General features: G+C 45.3%; 23 protein-coding genes. 22 read left to right on the top strand and 1 reads right to left on the bottom strand.

The genetic code is table 11. From position 1 onward, the window contains the following. The first annotated feature begins 2 nt into the window (after nucleotides 1–2). The 10 genes from NYE25_RS11335 (at nucleotide 3) to NYE25_RS11290 (ending at nucleotide 7747) form a co-directional block, all read left to right on the top strand. Nucleotides 3–593: an anti-sigma factor family protein gene (locus NYE25_RS11335; protein WP_341128791.1), complete on the top strand. Its 591-nt coding sequence runs from the start codon at nucleotides 3–5 to the stop codon at nucleotides 591–593. A 179-nt stretch (nucleotides 594–772) separates the two neighbouring features. Continuing rightward, a complete protein-coding gene (locus NYE25_RS11330) occupies nucleotides 773–1360 on the top strand; it encodes a histidine phosphatase family protein (protein WP_042190151.1) in 588 nt (195 codons plus the stop codon). Between the two features lie 89 nt (nucleotides 1361–1449). Then, nucleotides 1450–2532 carry a hypothetical protein gene (locus NYE25_RS11325; protein ID WP_341145943.1) on the top strand — a complete coding sequence of 361 codons (1083 nt, stop codon included), beginning with the start codon at nucleotides 1450–1452 and terminating at the stop codon, nucleotides 2530–2532. Nucleotides 2533–2783: 251 nt separating this feature from the next. Continuing rightward, nucleotides 2784–2963 (top strand): IDEAL domain-containing protein, encoded by a 180-nt coding sequence (locus tag NYE25_RS11320; protein ID WP_042129535.1) that lies wholly within the window; start codon nucleotides 2784–2786, stop codon nucleotides 2961–2963. A 203-nt stretch (nucleotides 2964–3166) separates the two neighbouring features. Next, a complete protein-coding gene (locus NYE25_RS11315) occupies nucleotides 3167–3586 on the top strand; it encodes a DUF2487 family protein (protein ID WP_341145942.1) in 420 nt (139 codons plus the stop codon). A gap of 239 nt (nucleotides 3587–3825) precedes the next feature. Continuing rightward, nucleotides 3826–4380 (top strand): QcrA and Rieske domain-containing protein, encoded by a 555-nt coding sequence (locus tag NYE25_RS11310; RefSeq protein ID WP_042190144.1) that lies wholly within the window; start codon nucleotides 3826–3828, stop codon nucleotides 4378–4380. 6 nt (nucleotides 4381–4386) lie between these two features. Next, nucleotides 4387–5058: a menaquinol-cytochrome c reductase cytochrome b subunit gene (qcrB, locus tag NYE25_RS11305; RefSeq protein ID WP_042129529.1), complete on the top strand. Its 672-nt coding sequence runs from the start codon at nucleotides 4387–4389 to the stop codon at nucleotides 5056–5058. A gap of 26 nt (nucleotides 5059–5084) precedes the next feature. Then, nucleotides 5085–5957 carry a menaquinol-cytochrome c reductase cytochrome b/c subunit gene (locus NYE25_RS11300; RefSeq protein ID WP_042190142.1) on the top strand — a complete coding sequence of 291 codons (873 nt, stop codon included), beginning with the start codon at nucleotides 5085–5087 and terminating at the stop codon, nucleotides 5955–5957. Between the two features lie 93 nt (nucleotides 5958–6050). Further along, nucleotides 6051–6692: a DUF1405 domain-containing protein gene (locus NYE25_RS11295; RefSeq protein ID WP_256716306.1), complete on the top strand. Its 642-nt coding sequence runs from the start codon at nucleotides 6051–6053 to the stop codon at nucleotides 6690–6692. A gap of 155 nt (nucleotides 6693–6847) precedes the next feature. Further along, nucleotides 6848–7747, top strand: coding sequence for a sporulation protein YpjB (locus NYE25_RS11290; RefSeq protein WP_341145941.1), 900 nt, complete (start codon nucleotides 6848–6850; stop codon nucleotides 7745–7747). Between the two features lie 140 nt (nucleotides 7748–7887). On the opposite strand, the gene NYE25_RS11285 is transcribed toward NYE25_RS11290, so the two are convergent. Next, nucleotides 7888–8757, bottom strand: coding sequence for a YitT family protein (locus NYE25_RS11285; protein ID WP_042190138.1), 870 nt, complete (start codon nucleotides 8755–8757; stop codon nucleotides 7888–7890). Between the two features lie 168 nt (nucleotides 8758–8925). Between NYE25_RS11285 and NYE25_RS11280 the strand changes: the two genes are divergently transcribed. The 12 genes from NYE25_RS11280 (at nucleotide 8926) to NYE25_RS11225 (ending at nucleotide 18384) form a co-directional block, all read left to right on the top strand. Further along, nucleotides 8926–9255: a nucleotide pyrophosphohydrolase gene (locus tag NYE25_RS11280; RefSeq protein WP_036676271.1), complete on the top strand. Its 330-nt coding sequence runs from the start codon at nucleotides 8926–8928 to the stop codon at nucleotides 9253–9255. Between the two features lie 59 nt (nucleotides 9256–9314). Beyond that, complete coding sequence (locus tag NYE25_RS11275) at nucleotides 9315–9836, top strand: tetratricopeptide repeat protein (protein ID WP_076299582.1); 522 nt, start codon at nucleotides 9315–9317, stop codon at nucleotides 9834–9836. A gap of 33 nt (nucleotides 9837–9869) precedes the next feature. Then, a complete protein-coding gene (dapB, locus tag NYE25_RS11270; protein ID WP_042190132.1) occupies nucleotides 9870–10673 on the top strand; it encodes a 4-hydroxy-tetrahydrodipicolinate reductase in 804 nt (267 codons plus the stop codon). A gap of 15 nt (nucleotides 10674–10688) precedes the next feature. Further along, on the top strand, nucleotides 10689–11111 hold the full coding sequence (locus NYE25_RS11265; RefSeq protein WP_042129517.1) for a methylglyoxal synthase: 423 nt from the start codon (nucleotides 10689–10691) through the stop codon (nucleotides 11109–11111). Next, nucleotides 11108–11818, top strand: a complete 711-nt coding sequence (gene bshB1 / locus NYE25_RS11260) for a bacillithiol biosynthesis deacetylase BshB1 (RefSeq protein WP_341145940.1) — start codon at nucleotides 11108–11110, stop codon at nucleotides 11816–11818. The genes NYE25_RS11265 and bshB1 overlap by 4 nt, the downstream gene beginning before the upstream one ends. A gap of 20 nt (nucleotides 11819–11838) precedes the next feature. Continuing rightward, nucleotides 11839–12996: an N-acetyl-alpha-D-glucosaminyl L-malate synthase BshA gene (gene bshA, locus NYE25_RS11255; protein ID WP_341145939.1), complete on the top strand. Its 1158-nt coding sequence runs from the start codon at nucleotides 11839–11841 to the stop codon at nucleotides 12994–12996. After that, nucleotides 12950–14371 carry a CCA tRNA nucleotidyltransferase gene (locus NYE25_RS11250; RefSeq protein ID WP_341145938.1) on the top strand — a complete coding sequence of 474 codons (1422 nt, stop codon included), beginning with the start codon at nucleotides 12950–12952 and terminating at the stop codon, nucleotides 14369–14371. The genes bshA and NYE25_RS11250 overlap by 47 nt, the downstream gene beginning before the upstream one ends. Next, complete coding sequence (locus NYE25_RS11245) at nucleotides 14361–15161, top strand: biotin--[acetyl-CoA-carboxylase] ligase (protein WP_341145937.1); 801 nt, start codon at nucleotides 14361–14363, stop codon at nucleotides 15159–15161. Before NYE25_RS11250 ends, NYE25_RS11245 begins: the two co-directional genes overlap by 11 nt. Before the next feature lie 335 nt (nucleotides 15162–15496). Further along, complete coding sequence (gene panB, locus NYE25_RS11240; protein ID WP_042190123.1) at nucleotides 15497–16363, top strand: 3-methyl-2-oxobutanoate hydroxymethyltransferase; 867 nt, start codon at nucleotides 15497–15499, stop codon at nucleotides 16361–16363. A 1-nt stretch (nucleotide 16364) separates the two neighbouring features. After that, nucleotides 16365–17255, top strand: coding sequence for a pantoate--beta-alanine ligase (panC, locus tag NYE25_RS11235; protein ID WP_339242680.1), 891 nt, complete (start codon nucleotides 16365–16367; stop codon nucleotides 17253–17255). After that, the gene (panD, locus tag NYE25_RS11230; RefSeq protein ID WP_042129504.1) at nucleotides 17248–17631 is read left to right on the top strand and encodes an aspartate 1-decarboxylase; all 384 of its coding nucleotides are present in this window, start codon (nucleotides 17248–17250) and stop codon (nucleotides 17629–17631) included. Before panC ends, panD begins: the two co-directional genes overlap by 8 nt. A gap of 111 nt (nucleotides 17632–17742) precedes the next feature. Then, on the top strand, nucleotides 17743–18384 hold the full coding sequence (locus NYE25_RS11225) for a tetratricopeptide repeat protein (protein ID WP_042190119.1): 642 nt from the start codon (nucleotides 17743–17745) through the stop codon (nucleotides 18382–18384). The last annotated feature ends 81 nt before the right edge of the window (nucleotides 18385–18465 follow it).

Raw genomic sequence — 18465 nt, 5'->3', positions numbered from 1 at the left:
GAATGAATTGCAGGGAAGCGCAAGAATGTATTCCGCTCTTGTGGGACGCTCCCCCCACACATCCTAGGCGGATTTTGCTCGAACAACATATTGAAACTTGTCCTTACTGCGCTGCTGAATGGTCTCTGTGGCAAGAGAGTAGCCAGCTTATGCATGATTTGAAAGAAGAGATTAGTGAAGAGCGTGCAGAAGTTATAAATGTTAAAGTTATGGAGCGGATTTATCTAGAGAGTCCTTGGTTGATGCCAGGGGATGGGAAATCCGCAGGGACATCTACCATTGTTCGTCATAGGCTTAGTCTCTGGATCGCTTGCTTCCTGGCGGTATTTTTGTCTAGTGTTCTTTACTTTACTATGTTTAGAACACCTGCAGATATCACTGTGGCTCAAAGTGGAATTGTAGAGACTGGCGTTGCTGGCTCTATGGAATGGACTTCTACTTATCCCATTTTAGGCTCTGAAGGTGGGATTATTGAACCGCTTGTAGTAAATATGGGACCTACTCATCCTCAATATTGGATGATGTTATCCATGCTTGGCGTGGGTTTTGCAGTGTTTTCGTTAACCCGGCTGAATCGATATCGCAGATCATAAAGGGTCTATTGATGTATGACTTAGCTATTTCAGTATATAATAGTGTTAAGAACGATGTAGGAGTCCCTTTATGTAAAGATAAGGGGCTTTTTTGTATTCTAATACGCATAAAAGAAGACTTTTTATTTCATCCATGTTACATTAAGAGACAAATACTTGGGTGAAAAGGGGGAGGCAATATGTTAATCGGCTTGATACGCCATGGATTGACGGACTGGAACGCAATTGGAAAGATACAGGGGCAAAGTGATATTCCGCTTAATGATGAAGGACGCATGCAAGCTGCTATGCTTGCTGACCGCTTATTACAAGAGCCGTATCGCTGGGATTATTGCATTACAAGTAACCTTTCCCGGGCAGCAGAGACAGGCAAGATCATCGCTGATAAATTAAATGTACCGTTGCTTGATCCTGATGATCGGATCCGGGAACGTGCCTACGGGCAAGTAGAAGGGCTTACTGCCGCTGAGCGTGAAGAGAAGTGGGGGAAAGATTGGAGTCAGCTTTCACTTGGTCAAGAAACTGACGAACAGCTTCAAGCACGTGCACTTGCCTTTATGGAGGATATTTCTGCACAGCATCCCAATCGGAACATACTAGTTATATCTCATGGAGGGTTCCTCGCTCAACTGTATACTGCATTTTACAAAGATAAGTATTCTGAGCGAATTGGAAATTTATCCCTGACAATTTTGGAGAAGAAAGAACGGGAATGGAACCCTATTCTATATAATTGTACTCGCCATATCCTGCAAAATCAGCGTTAACCCGTGCATCGGGTTATTTTTTTTGCGCAAAGGGGAATAAAAAGGGCTGTATTTCCCATAATGGTAGTAAAACGGTGAGGCGATAAAACATGAATCTGGCGGATATGCTCACTTATGCAGATATTGGACAGCTGACCGCCATAGCGGGACGCTACCGGTGTGAATGCAAGCAGAATTCCAAACATGACTTGATCCAGAGTATTTTGATTATGCTTGGAAGCAGAAGTTTTATGGAGTCTCATATCCGGGAATGTGCTCCGGAGGATCTACGGTTTCTGAATACATTACTTTTTGATGAACGCAGCTACTTTAGTCTGGAAGATTTGTTGGCAGTAGCTAGACAGGCTTCTTTTGATGCTCCAGAAGGAAAGACCGGAGGCTTCCGGGAAATGGTTTCTCGTTTCAAAAGCGGAGGCTGGCTCTTTAGCGGTTCCTCCCAGCAAACCAGATACTTGTTCCAAGTGCCTAAAGACTTGAAAGATCGCTTTCGTGAGACTATGAGCGCACATATCAAGGATAAGATTGCGGTTAGCTCTGAACCAGCCATGTATCGAAATGAAGGAGAATTGTTATTAAGTGATCTGGTTATGCTTCTGAGATATACCAAGGAAAATGAGCCAGAGCTTAATCAGGAAGGGGCAATGTATAGGCGGTATCAGCAAGGAGTGATGAATGCACTTCATATTCCGGAGGATCTTCTTAGCAAAGGCGGCTGGAGATTTGGCTATGGTAGGGCATGTGAGCATTATCCGCCTAGATTAGCGCTCCTGTATGATTATGTTCGTCATCGCCGCTGGATCACTGAAGAAGGTTTTCGGCTAAGGCTTACGGCGACAGGAGAGTCAGTGTTAGCCGACGGAAAATGTGACTCGTTGATGCAGATATTCTCTTTTTGGTTAAAACTATATAAGGGGGCTGTACCAAACCTGCCTTCACTTGTGTATTGGGTAAGCATTAGTGCTGGGAATTGGGTGAGCGTACCTTCATTAGTGGATGGTATTGGGTGGTTAATTAAACCGTTCTATTATGACAATGCTGCCTCTATTCTGGAGCAACGAATTATTCGGATGATGGTGCACCTTGGGATGCTTAAATTAGGGGAGACTACTGCTGGTCTCACTGTGATGATGACGCCGTGGGGGATGGAGATAGCCGTGCCTAAACATCTATAGTAGTATGGAGGCATACAAGCAAATGCTTATGCTTATGAGGATTACATACGTAGATGAGGACTTCGCTTTGGTTGTTGATAGGAACAATAGATGAAGTATTGATCAGAATGGGTAAATATGTAGAACGTAGACAGGATTGTTGAATATGATTTAGTAGGTGCCGTCACTTTTGAAACCGAAAACAAAATCATCTTGATGGATATCAAAATATTAAAGCAATAAGGATCTCTTAAACAGCGGAGGTGTATCGAATGGACAAAATGAAGGCTACGTACGAAGTGATGCTAGGACTTGCGGCAGAAATGGTGTGGGATGAAGCGCTGCGAAAGCGTCGCTCCGACATCTTGCACCGTGAGATTGACACGGCGCTGGCTACAGGAGATAAATTGGCTTTTCGAAATCTTACAGAAGAACTTAAAAGTTTGGCATAAAGAAATGCGCTTAGCGCATTTCTTTTTTATTAAATAGGTACCTGTTCAACTCACTTTCTGTATCAATTAGAGGTGAAGGAAGACGGGTCAAAATCTAAATCTAGACGTTTGTCTTCCTCTTTCAATATAATGGGATTTATAACATCGGGCAAATTTGTGAAAAGTGGACGCGAAGAAGGATCGCAAATAGGGAGATGACATTAATGAAATTCAGTGATTTTGAAGTTGAACAGTGGGAAGAAAATCGAAAGTTCTATGATACATGTCTCATACCTTTTACAGGATTAAGTGGGTCCGAGAGTCCTCCTGAGACGGTTCGGGCATTAGAAAGATTACGTGATTTTATGGATTTGGTGGAAATACCGTTTAAGGGACGGATTGTAACTTACCCGGCGATTCAGTATGGAGGGGAAGGATATGTCGATCTAATTAATGAGGTTTGCCGAAAAGTCAAATCCAGTGGTTTCCAGTATGCCGTGGTATTAACAACAGATATAGCACTTCTGGAACAAGAAATTTTTGAAAGCGATTTAGTACTCTCTCTGCCTATCATTGAGGGCTCTCTGGAAGGTAAGATTAATAGTGATATTGGTATGAAAATTCAAAAGATGTGGGGAAGGTGAGTCTCTTTTAAATGTGACAGAAAATCAACAATTGTAAGTGAAAATCACTTTTTGGCCTGTCACAAATTAGACAATATTCTTGACGGGTTTTAGTGCCTAAGCTATTATTAGGTTGAATCGAAATGGTATGTGATGTATTTCATTGAAAAGATTTGAAAACGGATTATTTATAGTAAGGCATCTCTGATCGGACACCTTAGATACTTTCTTATATCTTGAGAAGGGGGTTATATAACAGTATGAGCAGCCATAATGATCAACAGGATATTTGGCCTGAACAACCACCCAGCCGTAAAGAGATGTCGCGCAGGCAATTTTTGACCTACACGCTAGGTGGCGCTACTGCTTTTATGGGAGCAGGTACAATTCTCCCAATGGTCCGTTTTGTCGTGGACCCAATATTACATAAGAAGGGCGCAGGTGATTTTATAAAGGTTGCTGAAATTAGCAAAATCACCGAAGAGCCCCAAGAGTTTACGTTTGAATTGAAACAGAAAGACGGATGGTACGACAGCACAGCGACGCTGACTGCGTGGATCCGTAAAGACGCAAAGGGTGATATTTATGCGCTTTCACCCATTTGTAAACATTTAGGATGTACGGTTGGATGGAACAATGATAAGGCACATCCGGACGAGTATCACTGTCCTTGCCACGGTGCGCGTTATACCAAACTCGGCAAAAATCTCGAAGTAGCTCCAAAACCGCTTGATCAGTATAAAACGAAATTTGATAACGGGTGGGTTCTTTTGGGTGATATTGTGCCTAATACAGTAGCTAGTGAGGAGGCGTAGGTTCTAATGTTTAAAAATGTCTATAACTGGATTGACGAACGTTTGGATGTTACGCCAATTTGGAGAGACGTGGCCGACCACGAGGTTCCTGAGCATGTTAACCCGGCCCATCACTTCTCTGCGTTTGTGTATTGTTTTGGCGGACTGACCTTTTTTATTACAGTGATTCAGATCTTATCGGGTATGTTCTTAACGATGTATTATGTTCCAGATATTATCAATGCTTATGCAAGTGTTGAGTATTTACAATCTAGTGTTGCCTTTGGACAAATTGTTCGCGGAATGCATCACTGGGGTGCCAGTCTTGTCATTGTTATGATGTTCCTTCATACGATGCGCGTCTTCTTTACAGGCTCTTATAAAGCTCCGCGTGAGATGAACTGGGTAGTTGGAATGCTCATCTTCTTCGTAATGTTGGGGCTTGGTTTAACGGGTTACTTATTGCCTTGGGACAATAAAGCTTACTTCGCGACTAAAGTAACACTCGAAATTGCTAACTCTGTTCCAGTGATGGGACCCGTATTGAAAGAACTTATGCAAGGCGGTACGATTGTTGGTGCAGAAACGTTGACTCGGTTCTTCGCACTTCATGTATTCTTCCTCCCAGCGGTGCTTCTTAGTCTGCTCGTAGGACACTTTATTATGATCCGCAGACAAGGGATTTCTGGACCGTTGTAAGTTAATCTAAGAGAGGAGGAATACGGATGGCACATGGAAACAATTCTAAGGAAAAGGTTGTATATGTCGGTGATACCAGAGTTCGTAAAGGCAATGGATTTATCACACCTCCAGACTATTCAGCCTATCCTGGTAAATCGGAAGCCTTTATCCCTAACTTTCTACTGAAAGAATGGATGGTTGGCGTCGTTGTACTTGTAGGAATATTAGTGCTTACTATTTCAGAGCCAGCGCCGCTAGGGTTTCCAGCGAATGCGAGTGCTACGGTTATCCCAATTCCTGACTGGTATTTCTTGTTTCTCTATCAGTATTTGAAGCTTCCTTATGCTTCAGGTGATTATATCGTTCTGGGTACATTAGGTGTAACCGGTGTGGCTTTTGGTTCACTTCTTTTAGCACCATTTCTTGACACGGGCAGAGAACGTCGCTTCTATCGTAGACCGATCGCTTCATCTTTGATGTTCTTATCGCTAGCGGCGATTGTGTACTTAACAAATACCGCTTGGACGGAATACAAACATGAAATGGCTGAAACTGGTCAAATTCCTGAAGATGTTCAACGGGAAGAGAAGGCGGCAGAGAATAGGGCGAAGGGGCTTCCAACCTCGAGTGCAGTTAAGGCAAAGGAAGTAGCGATTGTAGATAAGGATGATCCGGCTATGGGGCTGTTTAAGCAAGCTACTTGCATCTCTTGTCATGCGGCGGATTTGAAAGGGGCAGGCGGGCCTTCACTTCGCGGCGTTGGGGACACCCATGATAAAGAAGCAATCCTTACTATTATAAAAGAGGGTCAAGGACAGATGCCGAAGATGTATGATATTGCTCTGGGAGCGGGGCTTTCGGATCAAGACATTGATGCCTTGGCAGACTGGCTTGCCAAACAAAAAAGCGAACAGTAAAATAAAAATAACGCAAAACCTGATCGAAACTGCGGTCAGGTTTTTGTATGTCTAAATGTAAAGTTGCCACTACTTGGGAGGTTAATGATCTGTATGTCCGTTCTTGATAAACTGTTTAAGCACCGAGGAATCATTTGGTTGTTATTTATTGTGAATCTTCTCGGTACCATTTATGGCTACATATGGTATGGCAATCAATTGGAGTTCACGGCGGCTAACTTTCCGCTTTGGTTGCTCCCGTTTGTTCCAGATAGTCCAACCGCGAGCTTGTTCTTTACCTTGGCGCTGTTGCTAATGCTCTTTCCTCCAAAAAGCTATACGGGAAACAATGTAAGGGAGCTTATTGAGGCGTTAGCGGTTGTGACGTCTGTGAAGTATGGGATTTGGGCAGTAAGTATGATTTTTGCTGGAGGTTATCAAGGAGATATTCTGGTTTGGAAAGACTGGATGCTGGTGATCTCTCATTTGGGGATGGCGGTAGAAGCTTTGATCTATGCACGATTCTTTTCTTTCCGCAAAATGATTCCGCTAGCGCTGTTCTGGACCCTTGCTAACGATATGCTGGACTATTCCTATGGAATATACCCATGGTTACCTTCTGTACTGAATGATGATGTCACACAGGTGCAATATTTCACGATGGCGCTTACGGTGTTTAGTGTAATTGTTGCTTGGTTGTTTAGTAGTAGACAAAGACCAGTAGACTCTATCTATCAGTTTAAGAACAGGTTCTAGTAAGCAGTTCTAACCCTTGTCCGCCTGCCATACATTTAGAATTATAAGAAGTATAAGTTTTATACTATACTTTATCCTTATAATTTTTCGAGAAACGAATATCGTCTAATAAAGACGACAACGTCGTTTCTTCTTAGGTAGGAGGGGGATGTCTCATGCTCCGAGGGAGATATTATGTGTTGGTTATTCTAGTGTTTTGCTGGTTACTGACCAGCATGAATGTTGAAAAAGCCTCAGCAGCGCAAGGGAATGCTGGTGAAGGTTCTGGCAAGGTTTCGAAGCAAAGCGCCGACGTTAGTTCGGGCAACGGTTTGACAGTGATGAGCGGAAAGACTGGAGCACAGCAGCTAGAACAAGCCGCTGAGGCATTGTATGGGTATGTCTTGGAAGGGGATGTGATGAAGGTCCGACAAGAGACCGAAGAGATCTCTAGGATCATAGTGTCCTCTTCTTTTGAAGGAATGACCTCTGTAGAGGGCATTAATGCGTTGTCAGGGGTCATTATGGACCTGAAGGCTGCTGTGGCAAGTGCAAAAGTATCTCAGCAGCAATTGGAGGCTACAGCTACCAGGTTACGATTAGCTGCCAACAGTCTGAATCAACCCGGACAACCCATTTGGCTTCAGTATTATAAGCTAATTCGCGAGGATTTAAATGCGATGGAGCAAAGTGGTGCTACAAATGATCTGGCGGGATGGAAAACGGCTGTAGAGAGGCTACAGGGCAGGTATGAAAATATCCGGCCAGCGGTGATCGTCTCTCGGAAACCTGAAGTTGTAAATGCTTTTGATTCTTGGCTCTCTTATGCCGCAGGCATTCCTTCTTCCTCACAAAAAATCGAACGGGCCCGGTTGCTTGAAATCGTGTCTTATGGTCAGGATACTGTGCGGGTAATGTTCGGAAAAGAGAAGGATGAGCCGGCTTTGTCAGTACCCCTGGCCTCACAAGAATTTGGGATTTGGGGAGGACTAGCCGCAGGGTTTATTATCGCTGTATTAGCTTATGCGGGTTATCGTAAGTACCGTGGAGAGAATCAGAACTTCAAACCAATTTAGTGGAATGGTTATATAAATAAGTAAAAGGAGCGGGGAAGAATCCCCCGCTCCTTTTTTAACGAATCAAAACTTATATATTTGGGGCCCCCGCAAAGTACCTGAGTACGTATCGAAGTAAGGCCCCACTTTGTGGGGATATTTTATGTTTCTCTGAATCCCTCGCCTTGTACGTCGTGCACATCGCTAATAATTACGAACGCGTGCGGATCAATCGATTTGACCAGTAAACTAAGACGGCGAATTTCCTGCCTTGAAACTACACAGTACACCATATGTTTGGCTTGCTTAGAATACGCACCGATTGCAGGGATGAGTGTTACACCTCGTTCTAGTTCAGCAGTTATTAGATCAGCAATTTGGGGTGCCTCATCACTAATGATTGTAAATGCTTTGGCGGCATAAGCGCCTTCCTGGATAAAATCGATGACACGCGATGCGATGAACACTGCAACGAGTGTGTATAGAATTTTTTCTTTGGGAATATAGAAGATGGAAGAGCCGATAATGAAAATGTCGATGGCCAGAATAATCTGCCCCATACTCCAGCCGAAATTCCGTCCCAGAATTCTTGCCACAATGTCTACGCCACCTGTAGTGCCACCAAAACGAAACACAATCCCAAGCCCGGTTCCAAGTGTTACCCCTGCGTATAGTGCAGCAAGAATAAAGTCATGTTCGGTACTGAAAGGAACAATCCATCCAGCAGAGATCAATCTTTCGAAGATCCACAAGAAAAGGGACAAAGATCCGATTCCTACCCCTGTGTATACAATTTGGCGGCCGCCTAGAACTTTCCAACCGAGCAGAAACAATGGGAGATTGATAAGGAGTGTTGTTAAAAAGATTGGAATGTCAAAGGCATAATTAAGCAGCAGTGTGATTCCCGTTACGCCGCCTTCCATTAGTTGACTGGGAATGATGAAATACAGTAGTCCGAATGCATATACTGCGGTTCCGAGCATGATAGGGGCAACTGTTTTGCTGATTGAAATTACCTTGTTTGAATTCATGGAATCCCTCGTTAGGCCTTGTTTAGGCAGTTTTTCTTTTCCTATAGTAAGTATACCTTTTCTTGCGGGTGTTAAAATATTCAAAAAAGATTTGTCTTCAAAACGTCTTTACGATAACATAGGGGCAAACAGAAGGCAAGATATACAGAGGGGGCAAAGATACATTTTATGGACAAAAGTCTTGGTGACATTCAGCGTGAAGTAGACGCTTATATATCGCAATTTAAAGAAGGATACTTCAGTCCGCTGTCTATGTTAGCCCGCATGTCCGAGGAAGTCGGAGAGTTGGCGCGGGAAGTCAATCATGAATTCGGTGAGAAGCCGAAGAAATCTGATGAAGCAGAGAATTCTATAGAGCTTGAATTGGGAGATATTTTGTTTATTACTGTTTGTTTTGCAAATTCTCTTGGGATTGATCTGACTGAAGCACATAATAAGGTCATGCATAAGTTTAATACCCGAGACGCTGGTCGTTGGACACCAAAAGACACCGATTAGGCCTCTATAACATATGCTGTACCAAACGAACGGGATTTAGCCGTGAGGATGGTGAGGATATGGATCAAAGGGATTATGTAAGAGAAGCCTATCGCTCTATATTGCGTAGTGACTTTGCAGAAGCTATTGTTTGCTTTGAAGCCGCGATTGCAGCAAGTCCGGCTGATGCTGAAGTCAGATATCGTTGTTCCATAACGTATGCCCGCAGTGGTATGCTAGATAAAGCTTTAGTTCATGCTCAGGTGGCTATGAAGTTAGATGGCAGCAAACCTGAGTATAGTCTACATCTACAGCATCTTCAAGCTATGATGCATGTACAGGAAGCTAAGCGGTTGATAGAAGATGAAGATAACAGAACTCGTAACCCGTATCATCCGATTACGCTACTTAAAGAGGCCATCACCCTTGATCCATTATATGGGGATGCTTATGTATGGCTTGCCATCGCACATAGTCGGGTGAATGAACATATGCAGGCTATGGCCGCCTTGAAAGAAGTGATTTCTTTACATCCGGATGATTCTGGCTTGCGAGAATTGATGGTAGACCTTCAGAAATCCATACAATCGTATATGCAGTAACTATATAACTAGTGAAAGCGAGGATGAAAAGATATGAGCAACAAGATCAGAGTTATCGTATCCGGTGCAGGCGGGAGAATGGGTAAAGAGGTTGTTAAACTTGTGCTGCAGGACGAAGAGTTGGAACTAGCGGCTGCGGTAGATCGTTCAACAATGGATATAGATGCAGGCCGTCTAGTAGGTCTCGAAGACTCAGGAGTTATTGTAACTTCAGATCTTGAGGCTGCCCTCGCGGGAAGCAACGGAGATGTTGTGGTCGATTTCACTACACCACAATCAGCGTATATGAATACAGTGCTAGCCATTAAATATGGAGTGCGTCCGGTTATCGGTACAACCGGATTCACACCGGAGCAAATTGTGGAACTGGACAAGCAGTGTCAAGACCAGGGGATAGGTGGACTTATTGCTCCGAACTTCTCCATAGGGGCTATTCTGTTGATGAGATTTGCGGCTCAAGCTTCAAAATACTTTCCACATCTGGAGATTATCGAGTATCATGGTGACCAAAAACTGGATGCTCCATCCGGAACTGCAGTCAAAACAGCAGAGATGATTTCAGAAGTACGGGAAGAGCTTCGTCAAGGAAACCCTAAAGAAGAAGAAACGATTGAGGGTGCGCGTGGGGGTTACTATAATGGATTCCGGATACATAGTGTCCGTCTTCCTGGTGTGTTTGCCCAAGAAGAAGTGATTTTTGGTGGGTTCGGACAATCCTTAAAAATTCGGCATGATTCTTATGAGCGAGCAGGCTATATGCCAGGCGTTAAGATGGGTATTCAAAAGGTAATGGGATACACTGGCTTGATCTATGGATTTGAGCACTTTATAGAATAGACAGGGGAGAACACCATGTTAAAGATCGCATTTATTGCACATGATCGTAAAAAAGATGAAATCGTAAATTTTGTATTAGCCTATGAGCATGTATTTGTAGGTCATGAACTATTTTCTACGGGGACTACTGGCCAACGGATCATGGATGTGACTAGCTTGAAGATTCATCGCTATATGTCAGGACCATTGGGTGGAGATCAGCAAATTGGGGCAATGGTAGCCCAAGATGAATTGGATCTTATTATTTTCTTGCGCGACCCATTAATGGCACAGCCACATGAACCAGATATTACAGCTTTACTTCGTCTATGTGACGTATATGGTATCCCTGTAGCAACGAATATCGCAACAGCTGAGGTGCTTGTGAAGGCGATTGATCGTGGTGACTTTGCTTGGCGTGAACTCGTCCATAAATACAAACCAGGTGTTGATGAATGAAGCTGGACATTCTTGTATTTGGGGCTCATGCGGATGATGCGGAGATCGGAATGGCAGGTACGATTGCGAAGCATACCGCTGCAGGACTAAAAGTAGGTCTGTGCGATTTAACAGCTGCGGAAATGTCCTCGAACGGTACTGTAGAGCTACGCATGGAAGAGGCACAGCAAGCTGCTGATCTGCTTGGCGTGTCTGTGCGGACGAATTTGGGTTTATCTGACAGAGGGCTGTTTATAACAGAAGAGCATGTGGCCGCTGTGACAGCAGAAATTCGCCGGTTTGCTCCTGCGATTGTTTTTGCTCCTTATTGGGAAGATCGTCATCCGGATCATATTGCGTGCAGTAAGTTAGTAGAAGAGGCTGTTTTTAATGCTAAACTACGTAAATATATGCCGGACAAGCCGGCAGTTCCGGCTCCACAGCTGTTTTTTTATTTTATAAATGATCTAGGACGTACGGATCTTATTGTAGATGTTACTAAACAATATGGGCTGAAGGAGCAGGCGTTGTCCTGCTATCGCTCCCAGTTCACCAAGCCGCTCGGTGCCGATGCTGTATCCACACCGCTAACGGAAGGTTATATTGAACGTGTTCGTTCCAGAGACATGTTGCTTGGACAGCGGAGACTTATTCCCTATGCGGAAGGGTTTGCAACAAAAGTTCCCTATGCAGTAGATCTGTTTAATGCAGGGGATCAAACTATATAAGGTATAGAAGGGGACGGAATATGGATCGTTTGAAAATAGGCATCACTTGTTATCCGTCTCTTGGCGGCTCAGGCGTAGTAGCGACTGAATTAGGAAAACTTTTGGCCGAGAAGGGACATGAAGTTCATTTTATTACACACAGCATTCCGTTTCGGCTAGGGAAATTCCAGAAAAATATATTTTACCATGAGGTAGAGGTTAATGATTATTATGTATTCAAATATCCTCCTTATGATTTAGCACTTGCTACGAAGATGGCTCAGGTTGCCAAAATGCAGAATTTAGATCTGTTGCATGTTCATTACGCCGTTCCGCATGCTGTTTGTGCTTTCCTTGCTAAGCAGATGCTTGGTAATGATATAAAAGTTGTAACGACTTTGCATGGCACTGATATTACGGTACTTGGACAGGATGAATCGCTAAAAGATCTAATCCGTCTTGGAATAAATGAAAGTGATGCCGTAACAGCCGTATCGAAGGATCTCATTAGAGAAACACGAGAAGTGCTGGATATTACGCGCGAGATCGACCTCACTTATAACTTCGTTGATCATCGTGTCTATTATCCACGGGATGTATCGAATCTGCGAGAAGATTTTGCTTCTCCTGAGGAGAAGATCTTGATGCACATCAGTAACTTCCGCCCAGTTAAAAGGGTAAGCGATGTTGTCGATATCTTTGCTAAAGTGAATCGTGAAATCCCTTCACGTCTGCTGCTTGTTGGCGAAGGGCCAGATCTTCCTAAGATTCAAGCTAAGATCAGTGAAATGGGTCTGGATGATAAAGTCCGCTTCTTAGGAAGACAGGATGAGATTGCTCAAGTTATTTCGTTGGCTGATCTTCTTCTGTTACCTTCTGAGAAGGAAAGCTTTGGTCTGGTCGCCCTGGAAGCGATGGCCTGTGGTGTTCCGACTATAGGTTCTCAAACCGGAGGCATTCCGGAGCTCATAGAACATGGCAAGACAGGATTCATTGCTCCAATTGGTGATACAGAAACTATGGCGAAATATGCAATCAAACTCCTATCGGATGATCGCATGGTGGAGCGGTTCAGACAAGCTTGTCTGGAAACGGCCTGCAAAGATTTCTGTAAGGATTCGATTACAAGTCAGTATGAGGATATATATTACCGTGTGCTCGGGCGCAAGGTACCTAGACTGGATACAGTCAGGGGGTAAGGAGTTCGTAATGAAATGGAAAATGGCGCCATCTGCTATGGCTCTTGCGGCGGAAAATGTAATTTCTGAGCTAACGCAAAACGGCCATGAGGCTTTTTGGGTTGGAGGCTGCATTCGCGATGAGCTATTGGGTAGGCCAGTGCATGATATGGATATTACAACTTCAGCAGTGCCGGAGGAAGTGATAGCCATCTTCGCACGCAGTATTCCGACAGGACTAGCACATGGGACGGTCACCGTGCTTCAGGATGGGCATGGATTTGAGGTGACGACATACCGAACTGAAAGCGGATATGTCGATCATCGTCGTCCGGACCATGTTGAATTTGTTAGTGATGTGAAGGAAGATCTTCGTCGTCGTGATTTTACGATTAACGCTATATGCTGCGGGCTGGGTGGAGATTTGATTGATCCCTTCGGAGGCGAGAAGGATCTAGCTCTCCGTGTGATCCGCTGTGTGGGTGATGCAGAGGAACGGTTCGATGAGGATGCGCTTCGCATGCTTCGCTGCGTTCGTTTCGCATCGGTGTTAGATTTCTCCATCGCTAAGAATACGTGGAGAGGGCTCCTGCGTCAGCGAGATAAGCTGGCGCATATTGCTGTGGAGCGTGTCCGCGCGGAGCTGGACCGCATCGTAGAGGGGCCGCATCCTCGGCGCGGCCTTGCTATGCTAGTGCGCTGTGAGCTGCTCGCGCGTGGGAAAGCCCCGTTCCCCTGGAACGGAACCGATCTGGCGGCGGCTGCCGCCTTAACGGCCGGGATAGGGGAACTGGAGAGCGCCCACCTGCGGTGGGCGCTTCTCCTCCATGCCCTGAAGCAGTCGGCCCAGGAGGCCGATGAGCTGCTGCGGGCATGGACGTTCTCTGGGACGACGCGTACCAGCGTCGTCCAGGTGCTGCGGGTCCGCGAAGCTTGGACCGCTGCCCTGGAGGCTATGCCGCCGGGGGAACCGGGCGGCATGGATCTACTGCGGCGGCGCTGGATCGCCGCCGTGCTGACCTTCGGCGTGGAAGCCGCCGAAGGGTGGCTCTCGCTGCTGGCGATCCTGCCAGCAGCTGCCCTTCCCGCTGCGAACTCGCCAGCGGACTCGGAAGTCTCACCCGCTGTCAACACCCAAGCGGTCTCAAAAGACTCGCCCGCTATCACCACCCCAGCGGTGCCTGCAAAAGAGTGGATCGCACAAATGCCATTGAAGAGTCTCTCGGAGCTTGCTGTTACGGGCAATGAGTTGGCGGAAGTGCTTGAGAAACGTCCAGGACCTTGGCTTGGCAATATGCTGAGTGCACTTCTGCAGGCGACTGCTTCGGGAGATCTTCTTAACAATAAACAAGAATTGCTGCTTGAAGCAAAAAGGATGGATGGACATGAGCTATGAAAAAGCGCTGTCGCTAACCGGGTTGAAGCAGGAAGCTTCTGATTCGAATTGGCTAGACAGAGTTCAGCTCCTGGAGTCTGTCGTATCTACTCAGGAGGAAGCCAAACGAATGGCGGAAAACGGTGCACCAGAAGGAACAACCGTAATCGCTGAAGAACAGACCGGTGCTAGAGGACGAATGGGTAGAAAATGGTTTTCTCCTCGTGGCAAAGGCATTTGGATGAGTATTGTATTGCGTCCGAATTTACCTTTGTTACAGACTCCTCAGTTAACACTGCTTGCTGGGGTTGCAGTCTGTAAGGCAATTCGCCGTGTAACCGGAGTAGACGCCGGGATTAAATGGCCAAATGATTTGCTTGCGGGCGGTCGAAAGATATGTGGAATTTTGCTCGAGTCTTCGCTAAGAGAAGGAGAGCTTCATTATTGCATCGCCGGGATTGGAATTTCTGCGAACTTGACTGAAGACGATTATCCTGATCATCTGAAGAAAGTAGCGACTTCTCTTCGGATTCAGCGGGGCGGTGTCCCTATTGACCGTTCGGAGCTGGTAAGAGCTGTATTGAATGAGTTAGAGCTGCATTTCAATCTTTACATGGAACAAGGTTTTAAACCTATCAAAGAGCTGTGGGAGTCGATGTCAGTTACTTTGGGTCGCCAAATCGCTCTGAATAGCCCTCAGGGACGCTCTGAAAGCGTTGTGGTAGGCTTGGATGAGTTAGGTGGACTAATCCTTAAAAACAGCGCAGGAGAGATTTCTAGCGTATGCTCAGGTGAAATCGAGCTTTTATAAATCTTTTTTATATGACAGGGTGTCATCCCCTGTCATATTTTTTTCGTGTATTTCCGAGTCCTTTTTGTTATACTATGGGGCAGAGGCGGTATCGTTTTGCGAACTGTACTCTTGATCTGATGTACTTATAATGGTTTTATTATTGGAATCACCTTCATAACTGCGTTAGACGGTTACGTTGGATTCTGCTCTGAGCCGTAAGGACCGAGACAGAAGGGACGATCGCGAGTGACTCTTTTTTGCCCTTCGGACCTTTTTAGCAAATCGTTGCTAAAAGGTTTTTTTGTTGCGATTTTTACGGGGATGTAATTTCAAAAAGGAGGACGAAGAGAGAAATGGCAAACAAACAAGCACTTAATATTGTAAAAATGAAAAAAATGAAAGCAGATGGTGAGCGGTTAAGCATGCTGACTGCTTATGATTACCCATCGGCTCTACTTGCTGAAGAAGCCGGTATCGATCTTATTCTGGTGGGTGACTCCCTGGGAAATGTGGTACTTGGATATGATACAACTTTACCTGTTACGATTGACGATATGGTCTACCACACTCGTTCGGTAACTCGGGGCGCACAAAAAACATTCATTGTGGCAGATATGCCATTTATGACCTACCACGGAAGTATAGATGAAACCTTGCGGGGTGTGCGCAGACTGATGCAGGAAGGGCGGGCTCATGCCGTCAAAATGGAAGGCGGTCTCGAAATTTGTGAGACAGTTACTGCGGTTGTAGCTGCGGGAGTTCCTGTGCTGGGGCATATTGGACTTACACCACAATCGGTAAATATGATTGGCGGCTACCGCATTCAAGGTAAGGACGCCAAAGATGCAAAACGTCTGATGGATGAAGCTAAGGCCCTTGAAGCAGCAGGTGCTTTTGCAGTGGTACTGGAGCTGGTGACAGAAGAAGTAGCACAAGCAATTTCTGAGGCACTGAGCATTCCGACCATTGGGATTGGTGCAGGTCGTTATTGTGATGGACAGGTATTGGTTTTCCATGATTTGTTGCGTTATGCCTCACCCTACCGTGAGAAACGTTTTGTCAAAACCTACGCGGATGTGGGTAGCCTGATTCGTGAGGGTATCAGCCAATATGTGCAAGAAGTGAAGGATCGCTCGTACCCAGATGAAGGTCATGTTTTTAAAGCAGATGAAACCGTTCTGGAATCTTTATACGGCGGTGCCGGAAAGGATGGGGAATAAGATGAGAGTCGTCAGAAGCATTAAGCAACTGCGCGAAGCTTTGGAATATATGAGACAAGGTGGGCATACCCCGATTGGGTTTGTTCCAACCATGGGATACCTGCATGAAGGACATGCCAGTCTGCTTCGGCGGGCAGGAGAAATGAGCAACACGGTCGTTATGAGCATATTTGTGAACCCGCTGCAGTTCGGACCGAATGAGGATTATGATTCCTATCCGCGCGATGAAGAGCGTGATTTGGAGCTTGCGGAACGCGAAGGTGTCGATATTGTATTTATCCCCAGTGTGGAAGAAATGTATCCGCAGCCTACCCGGACTACTGTCTCGGTATCAGAGCTCACCACTCGACTTTGTGGGGCTTCGCGTCCAGGACATTTTAATGGCGTAACAACAGTTGTTAATAAGCTATTCAATATCGTGCAGCCAGATTATGCTTTCTTCGGGCTAAAGGATGCTCAGCAAGTAGCTGTGCTCCGCAGAATGGTATCTGATTTGAATATGAATGTTGAAATTGTACCTTGCCCTATCGTTCGTGAAGGAGATGGACTTGCACTTAGCTCGCGTAACGTATTCTTATCTCCAGAGGAACGTTCTCAAGCACTGGTGTTATCTCGTTCCTTGCGTGAAGCGCGTCAGTCCATTGAAGAAGGAAAAGTAACAACCGTTGCTGAAGTGCGGGAATTGTTGACCTCGGTTATTTCCAGTTCTCCTTTGGCGGTCATTGATTATGCGGAAATACTGACTTTCCCTAATCTGGAAGGCTTAGAGAACGAAGTTTTATTAACGGATGTAAATGGGGAAATTATTATAGCGCTTGCCGTGAAGTTTGGCAGAACGCGATTAATTGACAATAATGTATTTATTCCAAAGGAGGTTGCCGCTCTTGTTTAGACATATGATGAAATCCAAAATTCACCGCGCGACGGTGACAGAAGCGAATTTGAATTATGTGGGAAGTATTACCATTGATGAGAACTTAATGGAAGCGGCAGATATTCTTGAGAATGAAAAAGTGCAGATCGTGGACAACAATAATGGTTCACGGTTAGAAACCTATGTTATTCCAGGGCCTCGCGGCAGTGGTGTGATCTGCCTAAATGGTGCAGCTGCACGTCTTGTTCAACCGGGAGATACAGTAATTATTATTTCGTATGCGATGTTGTCTTCGGAAGAACTGGAGTCGCATAAGCCAACGGTGGTATTCGTGGATGAGAACAACAGACCCGTGAAGCTGGCTGATCATGAATTGCATGCTACAATCGCTTAAATTATGGACTTACGCCATGTAATGAATGGCAGGGATGAAAGACCCCGTTCTCGCAGAAAATGAAGTCAGGCAAGCTGAACTGATTTCATCTTCAGTAAGGGGGGATAGCCCATGTTTCAACATTTGTTTGCTGAAATGAACAAGGTGCTTCAGGAGATCGTTACAGATTACCCTACAGCGGAGGGTGCCCGCCGGAATGAGCTTTTATGCAATTATAATATGCTGCATCGACTTAGTGATAAAGTGATGGATGAATGGCTGGCCTTTGCAGAGAAGCTAAGTCACTTTCGTGAAAGTGTAGATTTTACGACTGTGGTTGAAGAGGAAGTGCCAGAGCAGGAAGCACCCGAGCTGTGCATGGATACTTTTGTTAGAGGTCAGGGGTATTATAAGCTGCTGATGTATGGGAAATGTATTGAACAGTTTAAGGAAGTTATTGTGCAATATCCGGATAGCTTGGCTGCTCGATTATATTTAGCCATCTCTTACCTGCAGGAAGGGGAGGGGGAAGCTGCTTGGAGCCATCTGAACCATATGCTCGGTTTGATACGGGAAACCAAGCTGAAGGCAATGGTTTATAACGCTTTAGGTTGCATCAGGGCCTCTCAAGAACGTTTCAATGAAGCGCAGGAGCTGTTTGGCCTTTCTTTGCAACTTGACCCGGCACTTCCTGAACCAACCGTTAATTTGGAGGTTTGCCGCCGCCGAGGAGGTAAGCTTCATTTCGGAAATCAGCTTGTTTCATTATTGTAAATTATTACGTTTACGGTTTATTATTCCGCATTTTCATTCAAGCGATGCATCCCCTGAACCAGTGGTGTGCATCGCCTTTTT

It is taken from the genome of Paenibacillus sp. FSL E2-8871 (genome assembly GCF_038000345.1).
Taxonomy (GTDB): Bacteria; Bacillota; Bacilli; order Paenibacillales; family Paenibacillaceae; genus Paenibacillus_AQ.
This window is presented reverse-complemented; position numbering and strand designations above follow the sequence as displayed.